This window comes from Lactobacillus sp. wkB8, assembly GCF_000761135.1.
GTDB classification, from domain to species: domain Bacteria; phylum Bacillota; class Bacilli; order Lactobacillales; family Lactobacillaceae; genus Lactobacillus; species Lactobacillus helsingborgensis.
This window is the reverse complement of the sequence record NZ_CP009531.1, coordinates 1,201,355-1,223,017: the sequence shown is the minus strand read 5'-3', so window position 1 is coordinate 1,223,017 and position 21,663 is coordinate 1,201,355. Positions and strand designations below refer to the sequence as shown.

The following is a 21,663-nucleotide window of genomic DNA, read 5'->3' as shown; positions in this document are numbered from 1 at the left end:
GGTCAAAAACGTGTAAAATATACCCAAAAATATTTATGAGCAAAAGAACAGCAATTTTTGGAGGATAATATGATTAACATCAAAGTAAAATTACCGGGTCTAAGCTTAAAAAATCCGTTAATGCCAGCAAGTGGTACTTTCGGATTTGGTGATGTATCTGCGGCTGAGAAATTTGATTTAAATGAATTGGGGGCGCTGGTTATAAAAACTACTACACCTAAACCGCGGACTGGTAATCCTCAACCCCAAATTGCAGTTTTAGAAAATGGAGTATTAAATTCTGTCGGCTTAACTAATCCGGGAGTTGATCAAGTAGTTAGTGCCAAGTTACCTGACATTAAAAAGAAATATCCTGCTTTGCCCATTATTGCCAGTGTGGGTGGTGAAAGTAGTGCTGGTTATGTCGAAGTGGCCCAAAAATTAGCTGCTTCTAAGATGGTTAATGCCCTGGAAATAAATTTTTCTTGTCCCAATGTTGCTCAAGGTGGAATGAGTTTTGGTGTTCATCCAGAATTAGTTGAAAAACTAACTGCTGCAATTAAAGCGGCAGTCACAATTCCGATTTTCATTAAGTTAACACCTAATGTAACTGCCATCGATGAAATTGCCCGAGCAGCAGAAGCTGGTGGTGCAGATGGTCTGTCACTAATAAATACGGTAATGGGAATGCGCATCAATATCAAGACACGTAAACCACTGTTAGGCAATAATTTTGGTGGTTATTCAGGTGCGGGAGTTAAACCTATTGCCATTTATCAGATTAATCAGGTGAGAAAAGCAACCAAATTACCCATAATTGGTATGGGCGGTATTGAGTCAGCTGAAGATGTAATTGAATTTATGTTAGCCGGAGCCAATGCGGTCGAAGTGGGAAGTGCTCATTTTAAGGATCCATTAATATGTCCCCACATAGCAGATGAATTGCCCGCAATTTTAGCAAAAATGGGTGTTGCTGATATCAATGATCTTGTTGGTCAGATTGAACTGAATTAGTTTGTTTCTTATGTGTGGTGGCTTTAAAATAAAAATTAGACATGGTTTATATAACTAGCAAATATTTTTTTAAAACTTAAAAATTTTTGCTAGAAATAATAGTTGCCCGATACATAACTTTAGTGTTGACAACTGCACGTTTAACCATTATATTGAAATAGATGTCCTTTAAAATTAGTCCCGTGAGGCTAGCAAGGAAAGCTCAATTAAGTATTGACTTTTACACAGCACTTAGTCTCAATAGATTAAGTGTTTTTTCATGGGTAAAGTAGCAATAGGAGAAAAAGATGACAAAAGAAATTTGGGACTCTTCAGCAATGAAGAGAGCGCTAACCAGAATTACTTATGAGATCATTGAACGCAACAAAGGTACTGAAGATTTGGTACTCGTAGGGATTAAAACTCGCGGCGTTTATTTAGCTCAGCGAATCCATGACCGCATTCAAAAACTTGAAGGGGTCGATGTGCCACTGGGTCAACTTGATATTACTTTGTACCGCGATGACCGTCATGATGCATCGTTAAAGCAAGACCCTGTTGTTAATTCTAAGGAAATAGGTGTTGAAATCGGCAATAAGCACGTTGTTTTGGTCGATGATGTACTTTTTACTGGTCGGACAGTTAGAGCAGCAATGGATGCTTTAATGGATAAAGGCAGACCTAGCTCAATTGCTGTTGCAGTGCTAGTTGACCGTGGCCACCGTGAATTACCGATTCGCGCAGATTTCGTTGGTAAAAATATCCCAACATCTTCGCATGAAGAAATAGCAGTTCATGTTGAAGAAATTGATAATAAAGATAGTGTGGAATTAAAGCCATTGCTGCAATAATAGAATCAATTCAACCGTTTAATTGGCTCCAGAGAGGGTCAGAAGGGTATGAGTTCTTTTTGTTAAGTCTTGGACTAAACTAAAAACCCTTTTGCTAAACCTGGAGCTGAAAAGCTGCAGGTTTATTTTTTTAGAAAAGAGTAAAAATGAAAAATACAAATTTTGTCACTTTAAAATCATTTGTTAGCGTCGAAAACCTAACAGCTGAGGAAGTAATGGCACTGATTGAACGAGCAGAATATTTTAAAAATGGTGGTGCCCGCCCGCATTTAACTTGTCCGGTCTATGTTACTAATATGTTTTTTGAAAATTCCAGCAGAACTCATACCAGTTTTGAAATGGCTGAACGAAAACTAGGCTTAAAGGTTATTCCTTTTGATCCAGCACATAGTTCAACTAAAAAAGGTGAAACCCTTTATGACACATCACTTATTATGGCAGCTCTGGGCATTGATCTTGAAGTAATCAGACATTCAGAAAACGAATACTACAACCAATTGATCCATCCTAAGCAAAACCCGCACCTTAACATTGGGGTAATCAATGCTGGGGATGGTAGTGGTCAGCATCCGTCACAGTGTTTATTGGACATGATGACAATTCACGAACAATTTGGTCATTTTAAAAATCTTAAAGTAGCTATCGTCGGAGATATCACCAATTCACGAGTTGCCAAAAGTAACATGGATCTTCTAACAAGGCTGGGTGCAAAAGTTTATTTCTCAGGTCCTGACTATTGGTATGATAGACAGTTTGACAAATTTGGCAAGTATAAGCCGATTGATGATCTGGTTAGTCAAATGGATGTAATGATGCTTTTGAGAGTGCAGCATGAAAGACATGCTGGTGATCCAAATGAAGCCCAATTTGATGCTCAAAAATATCATGCAAAATATGGGATTAATCAAAAAAGGTATGACCAACTGAAAGATGATGCCATTATCATGCATCCAGGTCCAATTAACCATGATGTTGAACTAAGCGGTGATTTAGTTGAAGCTCCAAAATGTCGTTTCGTAAGGCAAATGGAGAATGGGGTCTTTATGCGCATGGCGATGATTGAAGCGGTCATGCGCGGACGTAAATTAGGAGGTCTGTCTTAATGACAACTGTGATTAAAAATGGCTATCTTTTTGTTGGTGGTCAGATTATGCAGGCTGATCTTTTAGTTAAAGATGGCTTGATAGCAGCAATTGGGACCGGCTTAACCGGCGACAGCGTAATTAACGCGGAAGACAAGCTGGTAAGTCCAGGTCTAGTTGATGTTCATGTCCACTATAGAGATCCTGGTCAAACTGAAAAAGAAAATATTCAGACTGGCTCGCTGGCAGCGGCACATGGTGGTTTTACTACGGTTTGTGCAATGCCTAATGTGCTACCTGTCCCTAACACACCGGAATTAATGACCAAAATGGTGCGCAATAATGACCAAAATGGTCTAGTGCATATTTTGCAATATGGCCCCATAACTCTTGATGAAGATACTGATGAAATTCCCGATTATGCTCAACTTAAAAAAGCCGGATGTGTGGCGCTAAGTAATGATGGCAAAGGGGTGCAGAACGCTCGGACCATGTATTTGGCAATGCAAAAAGCACAAGAGAATAATTTAATCATTGCTGAACATGCACAAGATGATGCACTATTTAATCATGGTGTGATTAATGAAGGTCAAAAAGCAAAAAAATTACATTTAGCTCCTATTACTGAATTAGCTGAGACCACACAAATTGCACGTGATCTTTTATTGGCGCAAAAAACTAGTGTTCACTATCATGTTTGTCACGTGTCAACTGCTACGAGTGTTGAACTAATTAGAATTGCTAAATCCAAGGGTATCAATGTTACTTGTGAAGTTGCTCCTCACCACCTTCTGCTAGAAGAAGAAAATATTACTGGCGATGACGCTAAGTTTAAAATGAATCCCCCATTAAGAACGAAAAGAGACCAAGCAGCTTTAATTGCAGGATTACTTGACGGTACGATTGACATGATAGCTACTGACCATGCGCCTCATACCGCTGCTGATAAGCAAGGCGGTTTTGCTAAAGCGGCTTTTGGGCTAGTTGGTAGTGAAACAGTTTTTAGTGAACTGTATACCAAGTTTGTTAAAACTGGTATTTTCACTTTGAGTCAGTTATTAGCTTGGTTAACAATAGCACCTGCTAAGTCTTTTGGACTGAAAAAGGCAGGAAAAATTGCGATCGGTCAACCAGCTGATATAGCAATTTTTAATCTTGGTAAAAAAATAACCATTAATACTGCTGATTTTAAATCTAAGGGAAGAAACACCCCATTTAAGGGTGACACGGTTTACGGTCAAACTGTATTAACAATGGTTGATGGCAAAGTTGTCTTTCAAATAGAGGAAAATAAATGAGATATTTAATTTTAGAAGATGGCAGTATATTTGCGGGCTCAGGTTTCGGCGCTAATCAAACAACTAGGGGAGAAGTGGTTTTTACTACCGGTATGACTGGCTATCAAGAAGCGATTACTGATCAATCCTATGCTGATCAGATTTTAGTTTTTACCAATCCCTTAATTGGCAACTATGGTATTACACTAGCTGATTATGAATCACTTGAACCGGGTATAAAAGGGGTAATTTGTCATCAAGTGGCGCGTCACCCAGATAATTGGCGTATGCAAACCACTTTACCCGAGTTTTTAGAAAGTATCAATGTTCCAGGTATTCAGGGTGTAGACACTAGACAATTAGTAAAAAAGCTGCGTAGTCATGGAACTATGCGCGGTCAAATTTGTGATTCTCAGGAGAACGCGGCAGAAATTGCCAAAGAGTTGCAGTCCAGTCAAATAACCAGGGGTGCAGTGGATAGAGTTTCCACTGCAAAATCCTATCCTGTACCTGGTACAAAGCGTAATGTTGTGGTGGTTGACTTTGGTATAAAAAACAGTATTTTACGTGAACTAAGCCAAAGGGGCTGCAATTGCATAGTTCTTCCTTATACTACTTCTGCTGCCAAGATTTTGTCATTGCAACCAGATGGTGTTTTATTATCCAATGGCCCAGGAGATCCATTGGAAATGGGAAAGGCAATTAAGATGGTGCAAGAAGTTGAGCAGCATATACCACTCATGGGTATCTGCATGGGGCATCAAGTTTTTGCTCTGGCAAACGGTGCTAAGACTTATAAAATGAAATTCGGCCATCGGGGATTTAATCACCCCGTACGTGAAATTGCTACTGGCAATATTGGATTTACTTCTCAAAATCATGGGTATGCTGTTAGCCGCGATTCAATTGATCCAGAAAATTTAATGGTTACACACGTTGAAGTTAATGATGGCACTGTTGAAGGTTTGCGGCATAAAAAATATCCAGCTTTTTCGGTGCAATTTCATCCAGACAGTACACCGGGGCCACATGACGAAGAAGGGATATTTGATTACTTTATGCAAATGATTGACCAAAGAAAGGAAAATGAGAACGATGCCTAAAAGAACTGATATTAAAAAAATCATGGTAATTGGTTCAGGTCCAATTATTATAGGTCAAGCAGCAGAATTTGATTATTCCGGAACACAGGCTTGTTTAGCTTTACGTGAAGAAGGCTATGAAGTAGTGTTGGTCAATTCTAACCCTGCTACCATCATGACTGATACGACTATTGCCGATAAGGTTTATATTGAACCCTTAACTTTGGAATCAGTTTCCCGCATTATTCGTAAAGAATTTCCTGATGCAATCTTACCTACGTTAGGCGGACAAGTGGGATTGAATATGGCATTGTCTTTAGCTAAAAGTGGCATTCTAGATGAACTAAATATTGAACTCCTAGGTACAAAGCTTGATTCAATTGAACAAGCAGAAGACAGGGAAAAGTTCAAAGAACTTTGTCAAGAACTGGGTGAACCAGTCCCACCTTCAACGAGTGTGAAAACGGTGCAGGAAGCACTAGATTTTGGAGATAAAATTGGCTATCCGATTATTGTTCGTCCTGCTTTTACTATGGGAGGTACCGGTGGCGGCATCTGCAATGACCGTGAAGAATTAGCTAAAATAGCTAAAAACGGATTGGAACTATCACCAGTTACCGAATGCTTAATTGAACGTTCAATAGCGGGTTATAAAGAAATTGAATTTGAAGTAATGAGAGATCATGACGATAATGCCATGATTGTTTGCTGTATGGAAAATTTTGATCCGGTTGGTATTCATACCGGTGATTCAATTGTTTTTTCACCATCACAAACTTTATCTGATAAAGAATATCAAATGCTGCGGGACTGCTCCTTGAAACTTATTCGGGCACTAAAAATTGAAGGAGGTTGCAATGTGCAGCTGGCTCTTGATCCCAATAGTTTCAATTATGATGTCATTGAGGTTAATCCCCGGGTTTCCCGTTCTTCTGCTCTGGCCTCTAAGGCTACCGGCTATCCGATTGCTAAAATGGCGGCTAAAATCGCTGTGGGTCTAACTTTAGATGAAATCAAAAATCCAGTCACCGGCACCACCTTTGCCGAATTTGAACCTGCTTTGGATTATGTGGTCTGCAAGATACCTCGTTGGCCCTTTGATAAATTTGCTAAAGCAAATCGTGAACTTGGTACACAGATGAAAGCAACTGGGGAAGTCATGGCAATTGGGAGAACTGCAGAAGAAGCTTTTCAAAAAGCTGTGCGCTCACTTGAAATTGACCAAAAAGACTTTTATTCTCTTGAGGCGCACAAGGCCAGTGATGAGGATTTGGAAAATAAATTGGTTAAAGCCCAAGATGATCGGCTTTTTTACCTCGCTGAAGCTTTCCGGCGCGGCTATTCAATGTCTGATTTGCATGAATTAACCAAAATTAATTTTTATTTTTTAGATATCGTAAAGCATATTGTCGATTTAGAAAAAACTATTGCAGCCAATCCTGATGATTTAACTGTCCTTAAAAATGCTAAAAAATATGGTTTTAGTGACCATACTATTGCCAATCTGTGGCACAAAAAAGAAGATGAAGTACGAAACTTTCGGAAAGACCATGAATTAGTGCCAGTTTATAAAATGGTAGATACTTGTGCAGGAGAATTTGTTTCTGAAACACCATACTTTTATTCTACTTATGACGCTGAAAATGAGAGCCAAAAGACGAAAAAGAAATCAGTTTTAGTAGTTGGTTCGGGTCCGATTCGTATAGGTCAGGGTGTGGAATTTGATTATGCTACCGTTCACTGTGTTAAAGCATTGCAAAAAATGGGTTATGAGGCTATTGTTATTAACTCTAATCCCGAAACTGTTTCCACTGATTTTTCTGTATCTGACAAATTATATTTTGAACCTTTGACTTTGGAAGACGTATTAAATGTCTGTGATCTTGAGCAGCCTGAAGGCGTAATTATTCAGTTTGGTGGCCAAACCTCAATCAATTTGGCCGCTGGGTTAGAGAAACATGGGATCAAGATTTTGGGCACCAGTGTAGCAGACCTCAACCGAGCTGAAGACCGCGAATTGTTCGATCAAGTAGTTAAAGAACTAGGTTTAAAGCAGCCGCAAGGAATTACCACAACTACGCATGATGGTGTAATTAAGGCGGCGCAGAAACTTGGCTATCCAGTTCTGGTCAGACCAAGTTATGTTTTGGGCGGTAAAGCTATGGAAATAGTTTATAATCAAGCCGAACTTGAAGATTACCTGCATAATCATGTTGATATTGCCAGCAGTCATCCTATTTTGGTCGATGACTACCTTGATGGGCGTGAGTGTGATGTTGATGCCATTTGTGACGGGGAAGAAGTGCTGATTCCCGGAATAATGGAACATATCGAACATGCCGGGGTTCACTCAGGCGATTCTATGGCTGTTTATCCTGCTCAAACATTTTCACCTGCAATTAAGCAAAAAATAGCTGACATTACCAAAAAATTAGCTTTAAAGCTCAATTGTCACGGAATTATGAACTTACAATTAATTGAGCGCGGGGGAGAAATCTATATTATTGAAGTAAATCCCCGTGCCAGTCGAACGGTCCCGTTTTTAAGCAAAATCACCAGTATTGAAATGGCGCAAGTCGCTACGCGGGTCATTATGGGAGAGAGTTTGAAAGAACAAGGCTTCTCCTCCGGCTTAGCGCCAGAACCAGAAATGATTAGCGTCAAGGCACCTGTATTTTCATTTAGTAAACTTTCGGATGTTGATAGTTATTTAGGGCCAGAGATGAAATCAACTGGCGAAGTCATGGGCAGTGATTTCAGTTTTCCTAAGGCGCTTTATAAAGCATTTTCAGGTGCTAATATGCAGATACCCGATAGTGGCAACATTTTATTGACGATTGAAGACCGCGATAAAGAGGAAATATTACCAATTGCCAAAAGGTTTGCGCAAATTGGTTACCGGATTTTTGCGACAAGTGGAACAGCTGCATTTTTAGAGCAGCACCACCTGCATATTACTCATGTTGACAAAATTCATGACCAAAGTGCCACAAATATTCTAACTGAATTTAAAAACGGTAGAATTGATTTAGTAATTAATACGATGGGACATGATTTAGCTAAAACTTCTGACGGCTTTATCATTCGCCAAACAGCTATTCAGCAAAACATTCCGCTAATTACGAGTTTAGACACCGCGCGGGCACTATTAACTGCGCTTGAAAATCGGTCGTTTTCAACAATAGACATCAAATAAGAATTTATTAAGTAAAAAAGACAACTGGGTTTTTGATCCAGTTGTCTTTTTGTTACAAAATATAGTGATAGAGAATAGCAGGACGATTTTATTTAAGGCTAAACTTAATTGCGGTCTTGGCCAGATCTACTGTATAGACCGTCTTTTCTAGCGGCCTTTTTGTCATTCCCTGATCGGTTGAATAGATAATTAGACAAAGTTTGCTGCCTACCGGCATCGTATAGTAAGTTGGCTGCAATTCAAACTGTAAGTCATAAAAGTCGCCAGCTTTAATTTTGGCAGGTTTCTTCATATCTTGGTAATTTTGCAAATTCATGTGTGCTTTAGTGATTAATTTGGCGTGAGTAAGCCTATCTGGCATAAATTCCTGTAAAGAATCAACCTTAAAATGGAAACCTAGCTCTTGTTCTCCAGGCATTAAAATTTTAGGAGTAGCTGTCAGACGCTTGCGATCGCCCATTTCAACTAAAGCAACTGAAATTTGTCCTTTGTTAAGGCTGGATGACACGCGCATTCTTATTTCCGGTCGACCAACTATGGTTACGGGATGAATAAATTCATCAGTGGTATAACGCAAACTGGCTTTAGCCCATTTGGGATTGCCACAAATAAATTGGTATTGCCAATCATTTTCTGAAATTTTAGCTTTCTTAAACTCCGTTCCTCCCATGTCGGTAAAAGATACTTTTTGCATACCGTTTGCATCTTTTGTCAACTCATTGTTATCTGTTGGGAAGTAGACGGTTCCAGTGCCGATGCTATTACTCCAATCATCTTCATCATGCCACTTGTCAGCTTTGAGATTGTCTTGAACTAATACAGTCGGCCACTGTTCATAGGCATTATTTTCGATACCTAGGAGTTCATGAACCAGCCATAAATTCATTAAGTCGGTAAAGTCAATTGAAACCAAATTGTTCATGTTATAGTGTGGCCCTTGGTGCAGAAAAAGGTGCTGTTGAATAGGAAGGTTTTTAACCTTTTGCCAAATTTTATAGACATTCTTAGGCTTGACGTTCCAGTCATTTAAGCCATGAACACTAATCCAGGAACACTTAATATTTTCAGTATGATGGCGGTAGTTGCGTTTTTCCCAGAAGTCAGAATATTGTCCAGTTTTACGGTCAGCTTTTTTAAGTAATACTTTCTGCATTTCGTCAAATTTAGGCTTAATTTTTAGATAATCACCGGCATCCCACAAGTTTGACTGGCAAGTTTCTGCCAGCATATCTAAATCTTCGCCTTGACAATCTTCTGGTGCGATTACCAGGCCGTGTTCGCGGTAATAATCATACCAAGAAGAAATGGCAGCTTCGGAAATGACCGTTTTTAGGCCAGCTACACCGGTAGTTGCGATTGCTATTTGTAAAGTTCCCAAATATGACCTGCCAGTCATACCAATTTTTTTATTACACCAAGTAGCTTTAGTTTCATTCTGGCGTGATCTATCGGTATAGGCAATACGATCGCCGTGTAGCCATTCAATTATTTCTTTTGCACTTTCAGTTTCTTCTGGAGCACCGGTAATTCTGAGACCATCACTGCCGCGTGTACCAATTGCACCAGCAGAGACACTGGCAAAACCTCGTGCTAACATATATTCATTTAAACCATAAGAAGACTTCCCAACAGCCTGTTCCACCGGCTTATACGATTCCTTACTATCTGCCAGCGGCTTTTTAGCTTTTACCACAGGGGCAGCTTGGTATTGCGGATTGGTCCACTCAGTTGCATCGCTTAAATTTTCATCGACATTATGGTTGCGTTGCTCGTTATCAATCATGCCACCAAAATAGGGGCTGGCAGTATAAAGAGCAGGGACCGGCAAATTTTCACTTTCAATTGGACGAAAAATTGTTGTCTGCAGTAAGTCGCTCTTGCCATCTCCGTCAGTATCCAAATCGCTTTCAACATAAACTACTTCTCTAATTACCTTACTGGTATCAAAAATAGGCATACTTTTGCCGTTAAAAAAGAGAAATTTATTCTTAGCAAATTGATTTCGACGGTTATAAAAGTAACCTTCACCAGCCATAACATCAATTAAAAGTTGGCCATTTTTGGCGCGGGTATTAAGTAAACGGTAAAACGCCTGAATTAAATGTTCTTTGTCACCAATATTTTTAACATAAGGCAAGCCTTGTTTTTGCATAAATTTTAGTGGCTCACTTAACTGATAATCGTAGCCAACGTGGTAGCCGAGTAATTGTAATGCTACATTATAAAATTGACTACAATCAATTTTTTCTGGTGCTGTGTCTAAAAAGTCGTTGAGCCTTTCACTATCTGATACAGCAAACTCGGCTAATTTTGCATTTCGTGCGCTTTTTGCGTCAGGTGCAATAACTGCAACTGCATTGGCGGTTAGTTCAGCTAAAAGAGCACCAAAAGATAATTTTTGATAAGCGGATGGTAAAAATTTAATTTGTAATAATTCTTCAACTTGTGTTTGGTAATCTGTTTTCACATAAGCATATTGGTTGTATTTCATGAAATTCTCCTTTTTGGTTTTTATTTTACCTGTTCTTTAAAATATTATGAAGTTAATTATGAAAATAAAAAAGAAAGTTTCTTGACAAAACTTTCTTTACTGAATTTATTTTTTAATTTAAAGCCAAACTTCTTGATATGTTTTTTCATTGAAACCGCAAGTTAGGTTTTGATCATCAACAACAAGGGGTCTTTTTATCAGCTTACCATTTTTTGACATCATTTCGGCTGCTTTTTCTATTGTCATTTGGGGCAGCTGATCTTTGAGATGCAATTTACGATAATCTTGGCCATGAGTATTAAAAAAATATTTTAGGCCACGGTCTTGATACTGTGTCAGCCATTTAACCAAATCAGATTTTTTAGGCGGTAGTTCCACTAAATCTTGGAAATCAAACTTTACACTATGATCCTCCAACCATTTTTGAGCCGCTCTTGAAGTTGAACAACGTTTATAGCCATAGAATTTTATCATTTTCATACGCTCCTTTGTCTCAATTATAGCAGTGTCTAAAAAAATGTCTGAAAAATAGAAACAAAAGCTTTTTTATTTAGCTAAAATCTAATTCGAAATCTTTGCTCGTAAAAAGATGAACTTTATTATTAAACAAGTAATTCATCAATAATCCCAGAGCGATTGGAAGGATAAAGAACAAAAATGCAATCAGAATAATATTAATTGCGTTTGCTGGGCGATTAGCCATCGCTGCGACGGGCCCAATTAAGCCGGAAAAGCCAAAGCCAGCGCTCATTGGCGTCCCTTGAATTTGGAATACGGCACCTAAGCCGCCCATGATACCAGCATTAATTAAAAGAGGAATCAGCAGTTTAGGATTGGTCATTAAATTAGCCATTTGCATTTTAGGAGAACCAAGGAAATGCGCGATTGAAGTACCAAAACTGTTTGCTTTCCAGCCAAAAACAGCCAGTGCAAAAGAGACTGCTGTGATGCCCAGATTAGCTGAACCTGAAGCAATTCCAGAAATGCTGATTGCTGTAGCGATACCAACAGAAGAAATAGGGGAAACAATAAGTAAGCCGAATACTATTCCCATGAGAATACCCATTACAATTGGTTGCAATGCGGTTAATTTTTCGACTCCCATTCCGATCAAACTAGTTAGCTGACCAACGGGAATACGTGTGAGACAACCAATTCCCCCAGCAATTAAAAGCACTAATAGTGGTACTAACAGAATTGTGTACGCCTTAAGTTTTTTACCAAAAAATAAGACTAATCCGTAAGCAATCATAATGGTAATGGCAGTATTGATAACGTCGCCGCTGCCCATAACTGCAATTTTGCCCTTGTTCATCACAAAATTACCTGCTCCGGCAGTAGCTGCTAAAGCTAATGAGGAAGTCTGAATTGGCGTTAATTTAGCCGTCATGCCTACGCATACAGCACTGATGGCGGGTAGCAAGGATGAGGCAAAAGCAGTTAATGCTAAAATAAAACTTAGTTGTGGCATGCTAGGTAAAAGGGCTTGTACTAGCTGGTTAATTAATGCTCCTGGTATTAAAGCCACTACGATACCAGTGGATAAACCATTTAAGGTGTCTAAAGTAATCTTTTTAATAGTATTCATTATTTTCTCCCAATAAAAAATTCACACAGATGACGACAACTGTGTGAATTCATAGAGAAGAAAGTACTTAAGTCTTTACACACAATTGTCATGAAGGTTGAACTGTGTGTCTAAGGCAATGACAAAACTAGGCACTCAGATCAAATAACTGAAGTACCAGTAATAATATTTAACTTGCGGTTGATTAATTTTGTTAATTGTCGTCATAATCTCTACCTCTCATAAATATTTAAGCAATATCATACAGTATTGATGAAATAAAAGCAAGACTAATTATTAATAAAATTATTTTCTGATGGCAGCGCCGAAGATAATAAGCATCTTAAGCTTTCTCGCTACAATAGCTAATGAAATTAATTATTAAAAATATTAAATTTTATTTTTTAAAATTTAATATTATGCTTACAAGATAATTTGTATCAAAATAAAAAATAAACTTTTTGAATAATTATTTTGTAACGACTAGAATATCTTAAAGTAAAAAGATTGGCTTATATCAAAGAAAGAAGTGTTTATTATCTCACTATTTATCAACTGTATCAGTTTTTTGGGAGACTGGTTATTATTCGCATTTCCTCTATACCAAGGACTAATGGAACTTTATGATTACGAATGGTTTTTAAAAGAGTTCAATCAATCAAGTAAAGCTCAGCCAAAGATTTCTCCTTTGTATTGGATTATACCTATTGTCAAAATTTATCTTGAAAAAAGACGGGCTGTCAGAATTCTTGGTAGTATTATCAAAAATGAATCTGATTTACGCACTGCTATGAGCTTTATCGACAAGGCTACAGCTTGGTACTTTGTTTCTTTAGGTGGTTGGTTAAAGATGGTTTCATCTTTATATGAATTCATCGGCGAACTTCATGAAGACAGCATCTTGCTTTTGGTTATTGGTACGATTGTTTTAACATTTTTAGGAATATTCTCCGGCTATTACCGTTTAAACCCCAAGCGGCAAAAAAATTTGATTTCAAAAATTAAGAAGGACTAGTATTATTACAAAACAAAAAAGAACTATAACAAACTTTGTTATAGTTCTTTTTATTATCAAAGTGATCCGGGTGAGATTCGAACTCACGACCCACGGTTTAGAAGACCGTTGCTCTATCCAGCTGAGCTACCAGACCGTTAGTTTTGCGTATTCCCGCGCAAGAACATTAACTATTATAGAGAAAAGTTTTTGCAATTGCAACCGGAAATTTCTTTTTTGTTCAACTTATTTTTAAAGCTAATATTGATGATAAAAAAGAAAGGAGGAAAATTGATTTGTTAATTGTGATTTATAATCTGTATAATAAAGAAAAGTGAAGAGAGAAAGATAGGAAAAAGCATGAAACATAAAATTCTAAAACTGATATCTCTTATAGGAATTCTTTTATTTTGTTTTGTTTCTGGACAAGAAGCAAAAGCAGATGTTGATTATGATATTGCTAAAAACATTACTACTGCTAAAGTGAATTCTGATGGTTCATTGTCGATGAAAAGGGCAATCACCTATAAATTTAACAGCTCTGCCAATGGTGTTTATTATCGTCAGAATCTGCAATCAAATCAGAAGATTGACGATATCAAAGTGATAGTCAAGGACGGTCAAAAGAAGGCACACAAAACTGATAATTATGACCTGATAAATAGTAAAAAGGGATACCGTTTTAAGGTATTTCATAAAATAAAAAGTAACCGCCTTTTCACCGTTACTTATTTTTATCGCATCACTAACGCTATTACTAATTATCGTGATATTGCCGAACTTAACTTTAAGATTATCGGCAATGGCTGGGATAGGGATTTGGACTATGTCAGAGCCAGTGTTATTTTTCCAGGGCCTGTAAAGGGTCTAAAAGCATGGGCCCACGGACCACTCGATGGTCATCTGCAAGTTAATCCTCAAAAAGGAAAAATTGTCATGACAGCTGAAAATCTCGCTGGTGACATGGGTATTGAAGTTCATACTATTTTCCCTCCTAAAATTACTGCCAACAATAAAAATGTCAAAGATAAGAATCACCGGCAGGCAGTGATAAAGCAGGAGAAAGAGTTAGCGCGAAATACGGAATTAAAGCAAAAAAAAGGGGTAAGAAGAAGTCTCTGGCTAATTGCTGTGAGTCTAATTGCAGGACTTTTAGGTATCATTAAGGGTTTTAGGACCAAAAAGATTGGTTTTATGCCCCGCAAAATTCGCGAATTAGCCCATAACTATGAAATACCTGATGTGAATCCCATATTAGCGCAAATTTTGGATACTGCAAAACAGCCGGATAATCGCGCGTTTACCGCTTATTTGATGGAACTGGCAGCACAGAAAAAAATTAGGATTGAAGATTATAAAGCCCATCTTAAAACTTATTATCGGATAACCGCGATAGACGAAAGTATTGTCGAAGAAAGCAGGTTAATGAAAACACTCTTTAACAAGATTGGGGATGGAACTAGTTTTACCACTCAAGCCTTGAAAAAATATCATGGTAAGAGATTAGGCAATGATTTTGACTTTTGGGCAGGAGATTATTTTGATAGTAAAGAAAAGCAAATATATTTGCCCGATTCATTAATAAATCGTAAAAATAAAAATATAGCTATCATAATTTTAATGATGGTCATCAGTTTCGCTGCTTCGGTAGTGGCTCTCATGAGCTCACTTAAATTTATCTTAGTGATAGTTTTTGGCGAGGCTTTGATTCTGATTTTGAGTTTGCTGGCGCTGATTTTCATTATCAGGCAGACTGGTATTTATTCAGAAAAAGGAAAAATTGAAACTGAAAAGATACGTGGTTTCAAAAAGATGCTAAAAGATATCGGTAAGTTTAAGATGAGGGATGTTGGTGATCTCATTTTGTGGGAGGATATCATGCCTTATGCCGTTGCTTTTGGCTTAGCCAATAAAGTAATGAAAGAACTGAAAATAGAATTCACTCAAGAAGAACTGGCACGTAGTGATTACTTTTACTATGGTTTTATTTCTAATACCGGCAAAGATAGCTTTTCTGCTAACTTTGATTCTTGCTTTAACGATAGTATATCTACCGGGTCAAGCAGCTTTTCCAGTGGTTCGTCCGGTGGCTTCGGTGGAGGTTCCGGTGGTGGAGCTTTCTAGTAAAAATTTTTGACTTTAAGCCTAGCACTACGCTGGGCTTTTTTGCATTTGCTATACTAAAGTAAATCACAAAAGAGATAGGTATAAACATGTTCGATTATCGTAATAATTTAAAAAGAATTCTTAATCAGACGGCTGGAGATGAGAAAAGCTTAAAAAACGGACTGGCCGCAATTAAACTAATCTTGGGTATGACCGCTGACACAGATACAAATAATAGCCCAGAAAGTGCTGAAAACAACGTGGAGGTCGATTTCCAACAACTTAATTTGCTGTTAAAAAGTCTGACGCGTTTTATCAGCAATACTGCAGATCTTTCTGCCAAAAATTCAGCCCTTTCCGCTATTCAGCAACTAACTCTTGCTCCCAGCATTAATAAAGAGTATAGACAAAATTTAGTTGATTTAAAAAAAGCTCTCAACTCAGTCCCGGCTACGAAAGACCTGATTGATAAAAAAGTTTTTGAGCAAGCACTAGCGCCCATAAAAAAGCCTCAAAGGGACTACCGTAAAGGCAATAGATATACAGTAATTCGTTTACTAACGGGTTGTGACTTAATTAATGATAGTAATCGTACGGTTTTTACTTTAAAAGAATCACAAATACATTCCTTGAATTTAAAAAGCGGCGACATTGTCGAAGCGATTCCAGAAGATAAAAATTCGCACTATGATGCGACTATTTTACGAGTTGTTGGGTTTCGTGATCTACCCAGTATGGAAGTCGATGCCATTTCTACTTTTAAATACGCTGTGGTGCAGGGAAGGTCTGGACATTTGGCAATTACTCGCAATGCACAAGGTAAAAAATTGCGGGTTCACGGTAAGCAAATTCTTTTACCCGTTGATTCAAGTAAGTATTGGGACGAAAATATTCGCCTAACTGATGGCTCTATCGTAGATTTAGCTTGGTATGATGGTGATGTGCGCTTGAAGAAAAATCCTGCAGAAGCAATTCAGATACGCTGGGTGTATCAACTTGAACAGCCCAAAGATCCGCAAATTAGAAAGAAAAAAACTAAGAAAGAAGCAAAAGATACTAAAATACCGCGACTAGAAATAGACCTTCACTATCAACGTGTTGGAATTGCTGTTGGTGATAATCAAAACGAGGCCATACTTGAAAGTGTAGTTAATCGCTATCATGGTATACCAATTCCAATTGATGCTTTTCAGGGTAAGAAAAAAGTAATTGAAAACCAAATAAAAGATTTAGATATTGTCATATTGGTAACTGCTTTTGCGGCACATGACAGTACCTGGAATATCAGTGAATTTGCCAATAAATATCATATTAAGTTTGCAGTTAGTTCAAGTAAAGGTTACCAAGCATTTGAACGTGCGTTATATCGAGCTGAAAATGGTCTTCCCGCTTATGAAGGTAACCAGACAATTAATTATCGCTTAGCAGATAAGTAGAAAAAAATTTTCTTTATAATTTCTTAATAATTTAAGAAAATGTTTTAACTATTATGTTTTTGACAGATAACAAGTATAGCCTTAACCAATCAAAAAGCCCACATTTCTTGCATAATTTGGCGTTTTTCCTGTACAATATTAAATAACAATTTTATGGAAGGAAGATGAGATGAAAGCTAAAAAACAGGCACACACGTGGCAATACTGGTTATTCTTTCTAGCTGGATTAGAAATAATTACGATATCAGTTAACTTTTTTTATGCGCCAATTAATGTTGCTGCAGGTGGTTCTACAGGTATTTCAATCTTAATTGAAGCTGTTTGGGGAATTAACCGTTCCGTTTCGGTTTTTGTTGTTAACTCAATAATGCTGATACTTGCTGCTGTGTTTTTAGGTAAGGAAACTTTAAAGAAGGTAGCATTAGGAAGCTTTTTGATTCCGATTTTAATGGCGATTACACCTAGTTTTAAATTAACTTCAAATAATATGTTGGCTGTAATTTATGGTGGCGTTTTAATGGGCGTTGGTGTTTCAATGCTTTACCGGATTAATGCCTCATCGGGAGGGACAACAATTCCACCGTTAATCATCAAAAAATATTTCTTTGTTGATCCCGCACTGTCCTTAATGGTTATTGATATGTCAGTCATTTTCTTGAATATTTTCGTAGATGGTGTTGAAGCTTTTCTATTGGCAGCCTTTTCTCAAATAATTACGACTATTACTATGCGCTACACTGAAACTGGTTTTGATAAAAAATATCAAGTGCGCATTATGAGTAATAGTAAGTTGGAAGAAATTCGCCAAATGTTGCAGCACGATTATGATGGACTGACCGTATATAATGTGGTTGGCGGCTATAGCGACCAGGATAAACAGCAATTGGTTATTGTGGTTGACACTAATGAATATGGTCAACTGGTGGCTAAAGCACGAGCGATTGATAGTGAAGCATTTATTGTTACGGAAAATATTGCTAAAGTGCATGGCGGTAAATGGCAAATATAATTGTAATTTTATTTAACAATGAAGGTATTTTTTATTGCCAACAATTAGTCAGAGTAGTATTATAAAGTAGTTGTATTTGTGGTTTCCTCCACATCTGCAACCGCACATTTCGGGGCAATAAGTCTTTTTAAGCACCTCGATTGGCGAGTCTAAGTAATTTTTGGAGGGTAGTAAATGTACGCAATTATTAAAACCGGTGGTAAGCAATATAAAGTTGCTGAAGGCGATAGTGTTTTTGTTGAAAAGCTAGAAGCTGCTGAAGGTAATGAAGTAACTTTTGACGAAGTAGTTCTTACTTCTGATGGCAAAGACGTTAAAGTTGGTACACCGTTAGTTAAAGGTGCTAAAGTTGTAGCTAAAGTTGAAAAGCAGGGCAAGGAAAAGAAAGTAGTTACTTTTAAGTACAAGCCAAAGAAGCACTCACATTCAAAATATGGTCACCGTCAACCTTATACTAAGGTTACAGTTGAAAAAATTGAATTAAACTAGAGGTGAAATAATGATGAATATTTTAAATCTTAAATTATTTGCCCACCACAAAGGTGGAGGTTCTACTGCTAACGGCCGTAATTCAGCTGGTCGTCGCTTAGGCGCCAAAGCTGCAGATGGTCAAACTATTCACGCCGGCTCAATTATCTATCGTCAACGTGGTACTAAGATTCACCCAGGTAAAAATGTTGGCCAAGGTGGAGACGATACTTTATTTGCATTGGTTAACGGTGTAGTTAAGTTTGAACGGAAGGATAAATACAGAAAGCAAGTTTCTGTTATTCCCGTTGAAGAAGAAGCTAAGTAATTTAGTTCTTAAATAAGAAGACGAAAAGCATATGCTTCTCGTCTTTTTTCTGCTTTATTTTACAAAAGAATGGATAGTAATCTGAATATCTTTAGGGTTAAAATTTAGATAAAACCGAAATACGAGAGATTAACAGGAGAATATAATTATGGCTGAAGAAGATGAATTATTAACTTTAATTAATAGGCGAATAAGCAAAGTAATTGATTTGATAAAAGAGCAAAATGCTGATGGCTTACTAATTTTTAATCAGGCTAATTACCGTTATCTTACGAACTTTACTGGTGAAGAAGCTCAGTTAATTTTAACCACTCAAGGAGATCGTATTCTTCTTTCTGACTCACGCTTTGATGATCAGATTAAGGCGCAGGCTCCGGGCGAAATTAGTGTAATAATGAAAAAAGAAGACCAAGACGTTGAAATTGCAAAGCAGCTGCAGAAAGCAAATCTCAAAAAGGTCTTGGTTGAAGGTGAATTTGTTTCAGCAGTTGAATTTAACAAGTTGCAAAAGTTGAATCCTCAGGTTGACTTTGAGATTTGTGAAGAATTAGTCGAAAAAGTACGCAACGTTAAAGATTCACTTGAGTTAGAAACTTTACGCAAAGCAATTGATATTTCAATGGATAGCTTTAACGAAATATTGCCACTAATCAAACCGGGAGTGGTAGAACGGAAAATCGGAGCTAAATTAGATTACTATTTTAAGATTAACGGTGGAGATGGACCTAGTTTTGACACCATTATTGCTTCAGGAGTTAGATCTGCTTGGGCTCACGGAGTTGCAAGTGACAAAGTGATTGAAGATGGTGATATGGTAGTGATTGACTTTGGTGCCTTCTACCATGGTTATGCTGCTGATATTACCAGAACAGTGGCCGTTGGCAAAGTCGATCAGGAAATGCATAAAATATATCAGATTGTGCACGAAGCTCAGCGTCGTGGCATTGCCGCTGCGGTTAAAGGTAATCATGGTAGTGATGTTGACCAGGCTGCTAGAAGTTATATCACTGAACAAGGATACGGGCAATATTTTGGTCACGGTATCGGTCATGGTATCGGCTTAGAAATTCACGAATTATGCCAACCAGCTCTACCATTTGGCAAACAAGAATTGCTTAACAATATGGTGCATACAGTTGAACCAGGCATATATTTGCCTAATAAGGGTGGCGTAAGGATTGAGGACGATATTTTGGTTCATGATCAAACTCCTGAAACACTGTCAACCTTGCCTAAAGACAACTTAATTTCTTTGTAAAAGTTAAATAATAATTATAGTAAAATCGCTTACTAATTGGTAAGATAATATTATGGAGATGAGGTACTCAATATGACAATGATATCAGTTAACGAATTTAAGAATGGCTTGACCATTAAGTATAATAATGACTTATGGCGTATAGTTGAATTTCAACATGTTAAGCCTGGTAAGGGTAGTGCATTTGTGCGTTCAAAGCTGAAGAGCTTGAATACAGGTGCTGTGCAGGAATATACTTTCCGTTCTACCGCTAAGGTTGAGACTGCTGAAATTGAAACAAAAACTATGCAGTATCTATATAATGATGGTTCAAGTTATGTCTTTATGGATAATAAAACTTATGACCAGCTAGCAATTCCGAATGAACAAATAAAAGATGAAGCTAAGTTTTTAAAGGAAAACATGGAAATTAGCGTTATTATGCATGAAGGCCAGACTTTAGGAATTCAGTTGCCTAATACTGTTGAATTGACGGTTGCCAAAACAGAGCCTAATATTAAAGGTGACACGTCTTCTGGTGGTGGTAAGCCTGCAACTATGGAAACTGGTTTAGTCGTTAACGTACCTTTCTTTATTAATGAAGGCGATGTTTTAGTAATTAATACAGTCGATGGTACTTATGTATCTCGTGCGAACAAATAATTAATCGAGGTAAACAAAAATGGCAGATAGTTCAAAAATTGTCTTAGATGATAAAAATAACGGTGAAGAAATTGAAATAGATCCAAGTGTTCTTGAAGTTATTATGGGCATTGCTGCCGAAAAAGTTGACGGAGTTGCTGGAATGCACGGCAATGTCAAGTCTGGGATCAATCGCGTTTTAGGAAGAGAAGACCGCGGTAAAGGTGTATCCGTAAATATTGACGATGAACACAATTTGGTTGCTGATGTTTACGTCTCTATTGAGGCGGGTAGAAATGTACCTAAGATTGCAATGGATCTGCAAAAATCTTTAAAGCAACAAGTATTGCAGATGACAGACTTAACTCTTAATGAAATTAATGTTCATGTTACCGGCTTAGAATTTCCAGACGATGACGATGAAGATGGCAGCGGAACTTCTCAGCTATTTTCTGACATAGATGAAAAGAGTAAAAATGAATCAACACCAAAGTCGTAGAGTTGCAATGCAGGCTGTGTATTTGGCTAATCAGGATGTTAAGTATTCAGCTGCTGAAGTTGAAGCTAAAACTGTTGCAATGCTTGATTTGAAAGAACTTTCTGCTTATGCCAAAGAAATAATTGAAGGCGTAATTGAAAAGCGGGATGAATTAAAAGGTGAGTTGGCTAGTTTTTTGAAAAAAAACTGGCGTATCAATCGGATTAATCAGATCTCGTTAGCAATTTTGGAAGTTGCTTTATATGAAATAAAGTACAGTAAAGAAATTGAGCCCAAAGCTGCAGTAAATGAAGCTTTAAACTTGTGTGATGAATTTGCTGATCCTAAAAGTAAACCATTTATTAATGGTATGTTGGCAAATTTTATTCAAAAATAACTAATAGTCGGCTTTAAGCCGGCTATTTTTTTAGAAAAGGAATAGACTTA

Annotated in this window: 19 protein-coding genes, 1 tRNA gene and 1 other annotated feature; of the genes, 16 read left to right on the top strand and 4 right to left on the bottom strand. The window is 37.5% G+C overall.

The window, feature by feature from the left end; all coding sequences use genetic code 11:
* The first annotated feature begins 69 nt into the window (after positions 1-69).
* The 6 genes from LACWKB8_RS05690 to carB all read left to right on the top strand — a co-directional run bounded on the left by LACWKB8_RS05690 (position 70) and on the right by carB (position 8,460).
* Positions 70-993, top strand: a complete 924-nt coding sequence (locus LACWKB8_RS05690; protein WP_038523210.1) for a dihydroorotate dehydrogenase — start codon at positions 70-72, stop codon at positions 991-993.
* Positions 994-1,280: 287 nt separating this feature from the next.
* Positions 1,281-1,823 (top strand): bifunctional pyr operon transcriptional regulator/uracil phosphoribosyltransferase PyrR, encoded by a 543-nt coding sequence (pyrR, locus tag LACWKB8_RS05685; RefSeq protein WP_038523207.1) that lies wholly within the window; start codon positions 1,281-1,283, stop codon positions 1,821-1,823.
* A 146-nt stretch (positions 1,824-1,969) separates the two neighbouring features.
* Positions 1,970-2,926 carry an aspartate carbamoyltransferase catalytic subunit gene (locus LACWKB8_RS05680; protein WP_038523204.1) on the top strand — a complete coding sequence of 319 codons (957 nt, stop codon included), beginning with the start codon at positions 1,970-1,972 and terminating at the stop codon, positions 2,924-2,926.
* Complete coding sequence (locus LACWKB8_RS05675) at positions 2,926-4,203, top strand: dihydroorotase (protein WP_038523201.1); 1,278 nt, start codon at positions 2,926-2,928, stop codon at positions 4,201-4,203. The genes LACWKB8_RS05680 and LACWKB8_RS05675 overlap by 1 nt, the downstream gene beginning before the upstream one ends.
* Entirely contained in the window at positions 4,200-5,285 is a 1,086-nt protein-coding gene (locus LACWKB8_RS05670; RefSeq protein ID WP_038523198.1) for a carbamoyl phosphate synthase small subunit, read from the top strand. The genes LACWKB8_RS05675 and LACWKB8_RS05670 overlap by 4 nt, the downstream gene beginning before the upstream one ends.
* The gene (gene carB, locus LACWKB8_RS05665; protein WP_038523195.1) at positions 5,278-8,460 is read left to right on the top strand and encodes a carbamoyl-phosphate synthase large subunit; all 3,183 of its coding nucleotides are present in this window, start codon (positions 5,278-5,280) and stop codon (positions 8,458-8,460) included. The genes LACWKB8_RS05670 and carB overlap by 8 nt, the downstream gene beginning before the upstream one ends.
* An 88-nt stretch (positions 8,461-8,548) precedes the next feature.
* On the opposite strand, the gene LACWKB8_RS05660 is transcribed toward carB, so the two are convergent.
* The 3 genes from LACWKB8_RS05660 to LACWKB8_RS05650 form a co-directional block, all read right to left on the bottom strand.
* On the bottom strand, positions 8,549-10,951 hold the full coding sequence (locus LACWKB8_RS05660; protein ID WP_038523193.1) for a Xaa-Pro dipeptidyl-peptidase: 2,403 nt from the start codon (positions 10,949-10,951) through the stop codon (positions 8,549-8,551).
* Between the two features lie 117 nt (positions 10,952-11,068).
* Positions 11,069-11,425 carry an arsenate reductase family protein gene (locus LACWKB8_RS05655; RefSeq protein WP_038523190.1) on the bottom strand — a complete coding sequence of 119 codons (357 nt, stop codon included), beginning with the start codon at positions 11,423-11,425 and terminating at the stop codon, positions 11,069-11,071.
* Positions 11,426-11,501: 76 nt separating this feature from the next.
* Positions 11,502-12,542 carry a PTS sugar transporter subunit IIC gene (locus LACWKB8_RS05650; protein WP_371211457.1) on the bottom strand — a complete coding sequence of 347 codons (1,041 nt, stop codon included), beginning with the start codon at positions 12,540-12,542 and terminating at the stop codon, positions 11,502-11,504.
* 589 nt (positions 12,543-13,131) lie between these two features.
* On the opposite strand from LACWKB8_RS05650, the gene LACWKB8_RS05645 reads away from it, so the two are divergent.
* On the top strand, positions 13,132-13,533 hold the full coding sequence (locus tag LACWKB8_RS05645; RefSeq protein ID WP_052059662.1) for a hypothetical protein: 402 nt from the start codon (positions 13,132-13,134) through the stop codon (positions 13,531-13,533).
* A 62-nt stretch (positions 13,534-13,595) separates the two neighbouring features.
* Here LACWKB8_RS05645 and LACWKB8_RS05640 read toward each other — a convergent pair.
* Positions 13,596-13,669: transfer RNA gene (locus LACWKB8_RS05640), tRNA-Arg, on the bottom strand.
* Between the two features lie 203 nt (positions 13,670-13,872).
* On the opposite strand from LACWKB8_RS05640, the gene LACWKB8_RS05635 reads away from it, so the two are divergent.
* The 9 genes from LACWKB8_RS05635 to nusB all read left to right on the top strand — a co-directional run bounded on the left by LACWKB8_RS05635 (position 13,873) and on the right by nusB (position 21,613).
* Complete coding sequence (locus LACWKB8_RS05635) at positions 13,873-15,636, top strand: DUF2207 domain-containing protein (RefSeq protein ID WP_038523182.1); 1,764 nt, start codon at positions 13,873-13,875, stop codon at positions 15,634-15,636.
* An 89-nt stretch (positions 15,637-15,725) separates the two neighbouring features.
* Positions 15,726-17,054: a DUF2325 domain-containing protein gene (locus LACWKB8_RS05630; protein WP_038523179.1), complete on the top strand. Its 1,329-nt coding sequence runs from the start codon at positions 15,726-15,728 to the stop codon at positions 17,052-17,054.
* A 169-nt stretch (positions 17,055-17,223) separates the two neighbouring features.
* On the top strand, positions 17,224-18,063 hold the full coding sequence (locus LACWKB8_RS05625) for a YitT family protein (RefSeq protein WP_038523177.1): 840 nt from the start codon (positions 17,224-17,226) through the stop codon (positions 18,061-18,063).
* 88 nt (positions 18,064-18,151) lie between these two features.
* Positions 18,152-18,224, top strand: a sequence feature (ribosomal protein L21 leader region).
* 13 nt (positions 18,225-18,237) lie between these two features.
* Positions 18,238-18,552, top strand: a complete 315-nt coding sequence (gene rplU / locus LACWKB8_RS05620) for a 50S ribosomal protein L21 (RefSeq protein WP_038523174.1) — start codon at positions 18,238-18,240, stop codon at positions 18,550-18,552.
* 7 nt (positions 18,553-18,559) lie between these two features.
* Positions 18,560-18,859: a 50S ribosomal protein L27 gene (gene rpmA, locus LACWKB8_RS05615; protein ID WP_276308982.1), complete on the top strand. Its 300-nt coding sequence runs from the start codon at positions 18,560-18,562 to the stop codon at positions 18,857-18,859.
* A 148-nt stretch (positions 18,860-19,007) separates the two neighbouring features.
* On the top strand, positions 19,008-20,117 hold the full coding sequence (locus LACWKB8_RS05610) for a Xaa-Pro peptidase family protein (protein ID WP_038523169.1): 1,110 nt from the start codon (positions 19,008-19,010) through the stop codon (positions 20,115-20,117).
* Between the two features lie 72 nt (positions 20,118-20,189).
* Complete coding sequence (gene efp / locus LACWKB8_RS05605) at positions 20,190-20,759, top strand: elongation factor P (RefSeq protein WP_038523166.1); 570 nt, start codon at positions 20,190-20,192, stop codon at positions 20,757-20,759.
* 19 nt (positions 20,760-20,778) lie between these two features.
* Positions 20,779-21,237, top strand: a complete 459-nt coding sequence (locus tag LACWKB8_RS05600; protein WP_038523163.1) for an Asp23/Gls24 family envelope stress response protein — start codon at positions 20,779-20,781, stop codon at positions 21,235-21,237.
* On the top strand, positions 21,215-21,613 hold the full coding sequence (gene nusB, locus LACWKB8_RS05595) for a transcription antitermination factor NusB (RefSeq protein ID WP_038523160.1): 399 nt from the start codon (positions 21,215-21,217) through the stop codon (positions 21,611-21,613). The genes LACWKB8_RS05600 and nusB overlap by 23 nt, the downstream gene beginning before the upstream one ends.
* Positions 21,614-21,663: the final 50 nt, after the last annotated feature.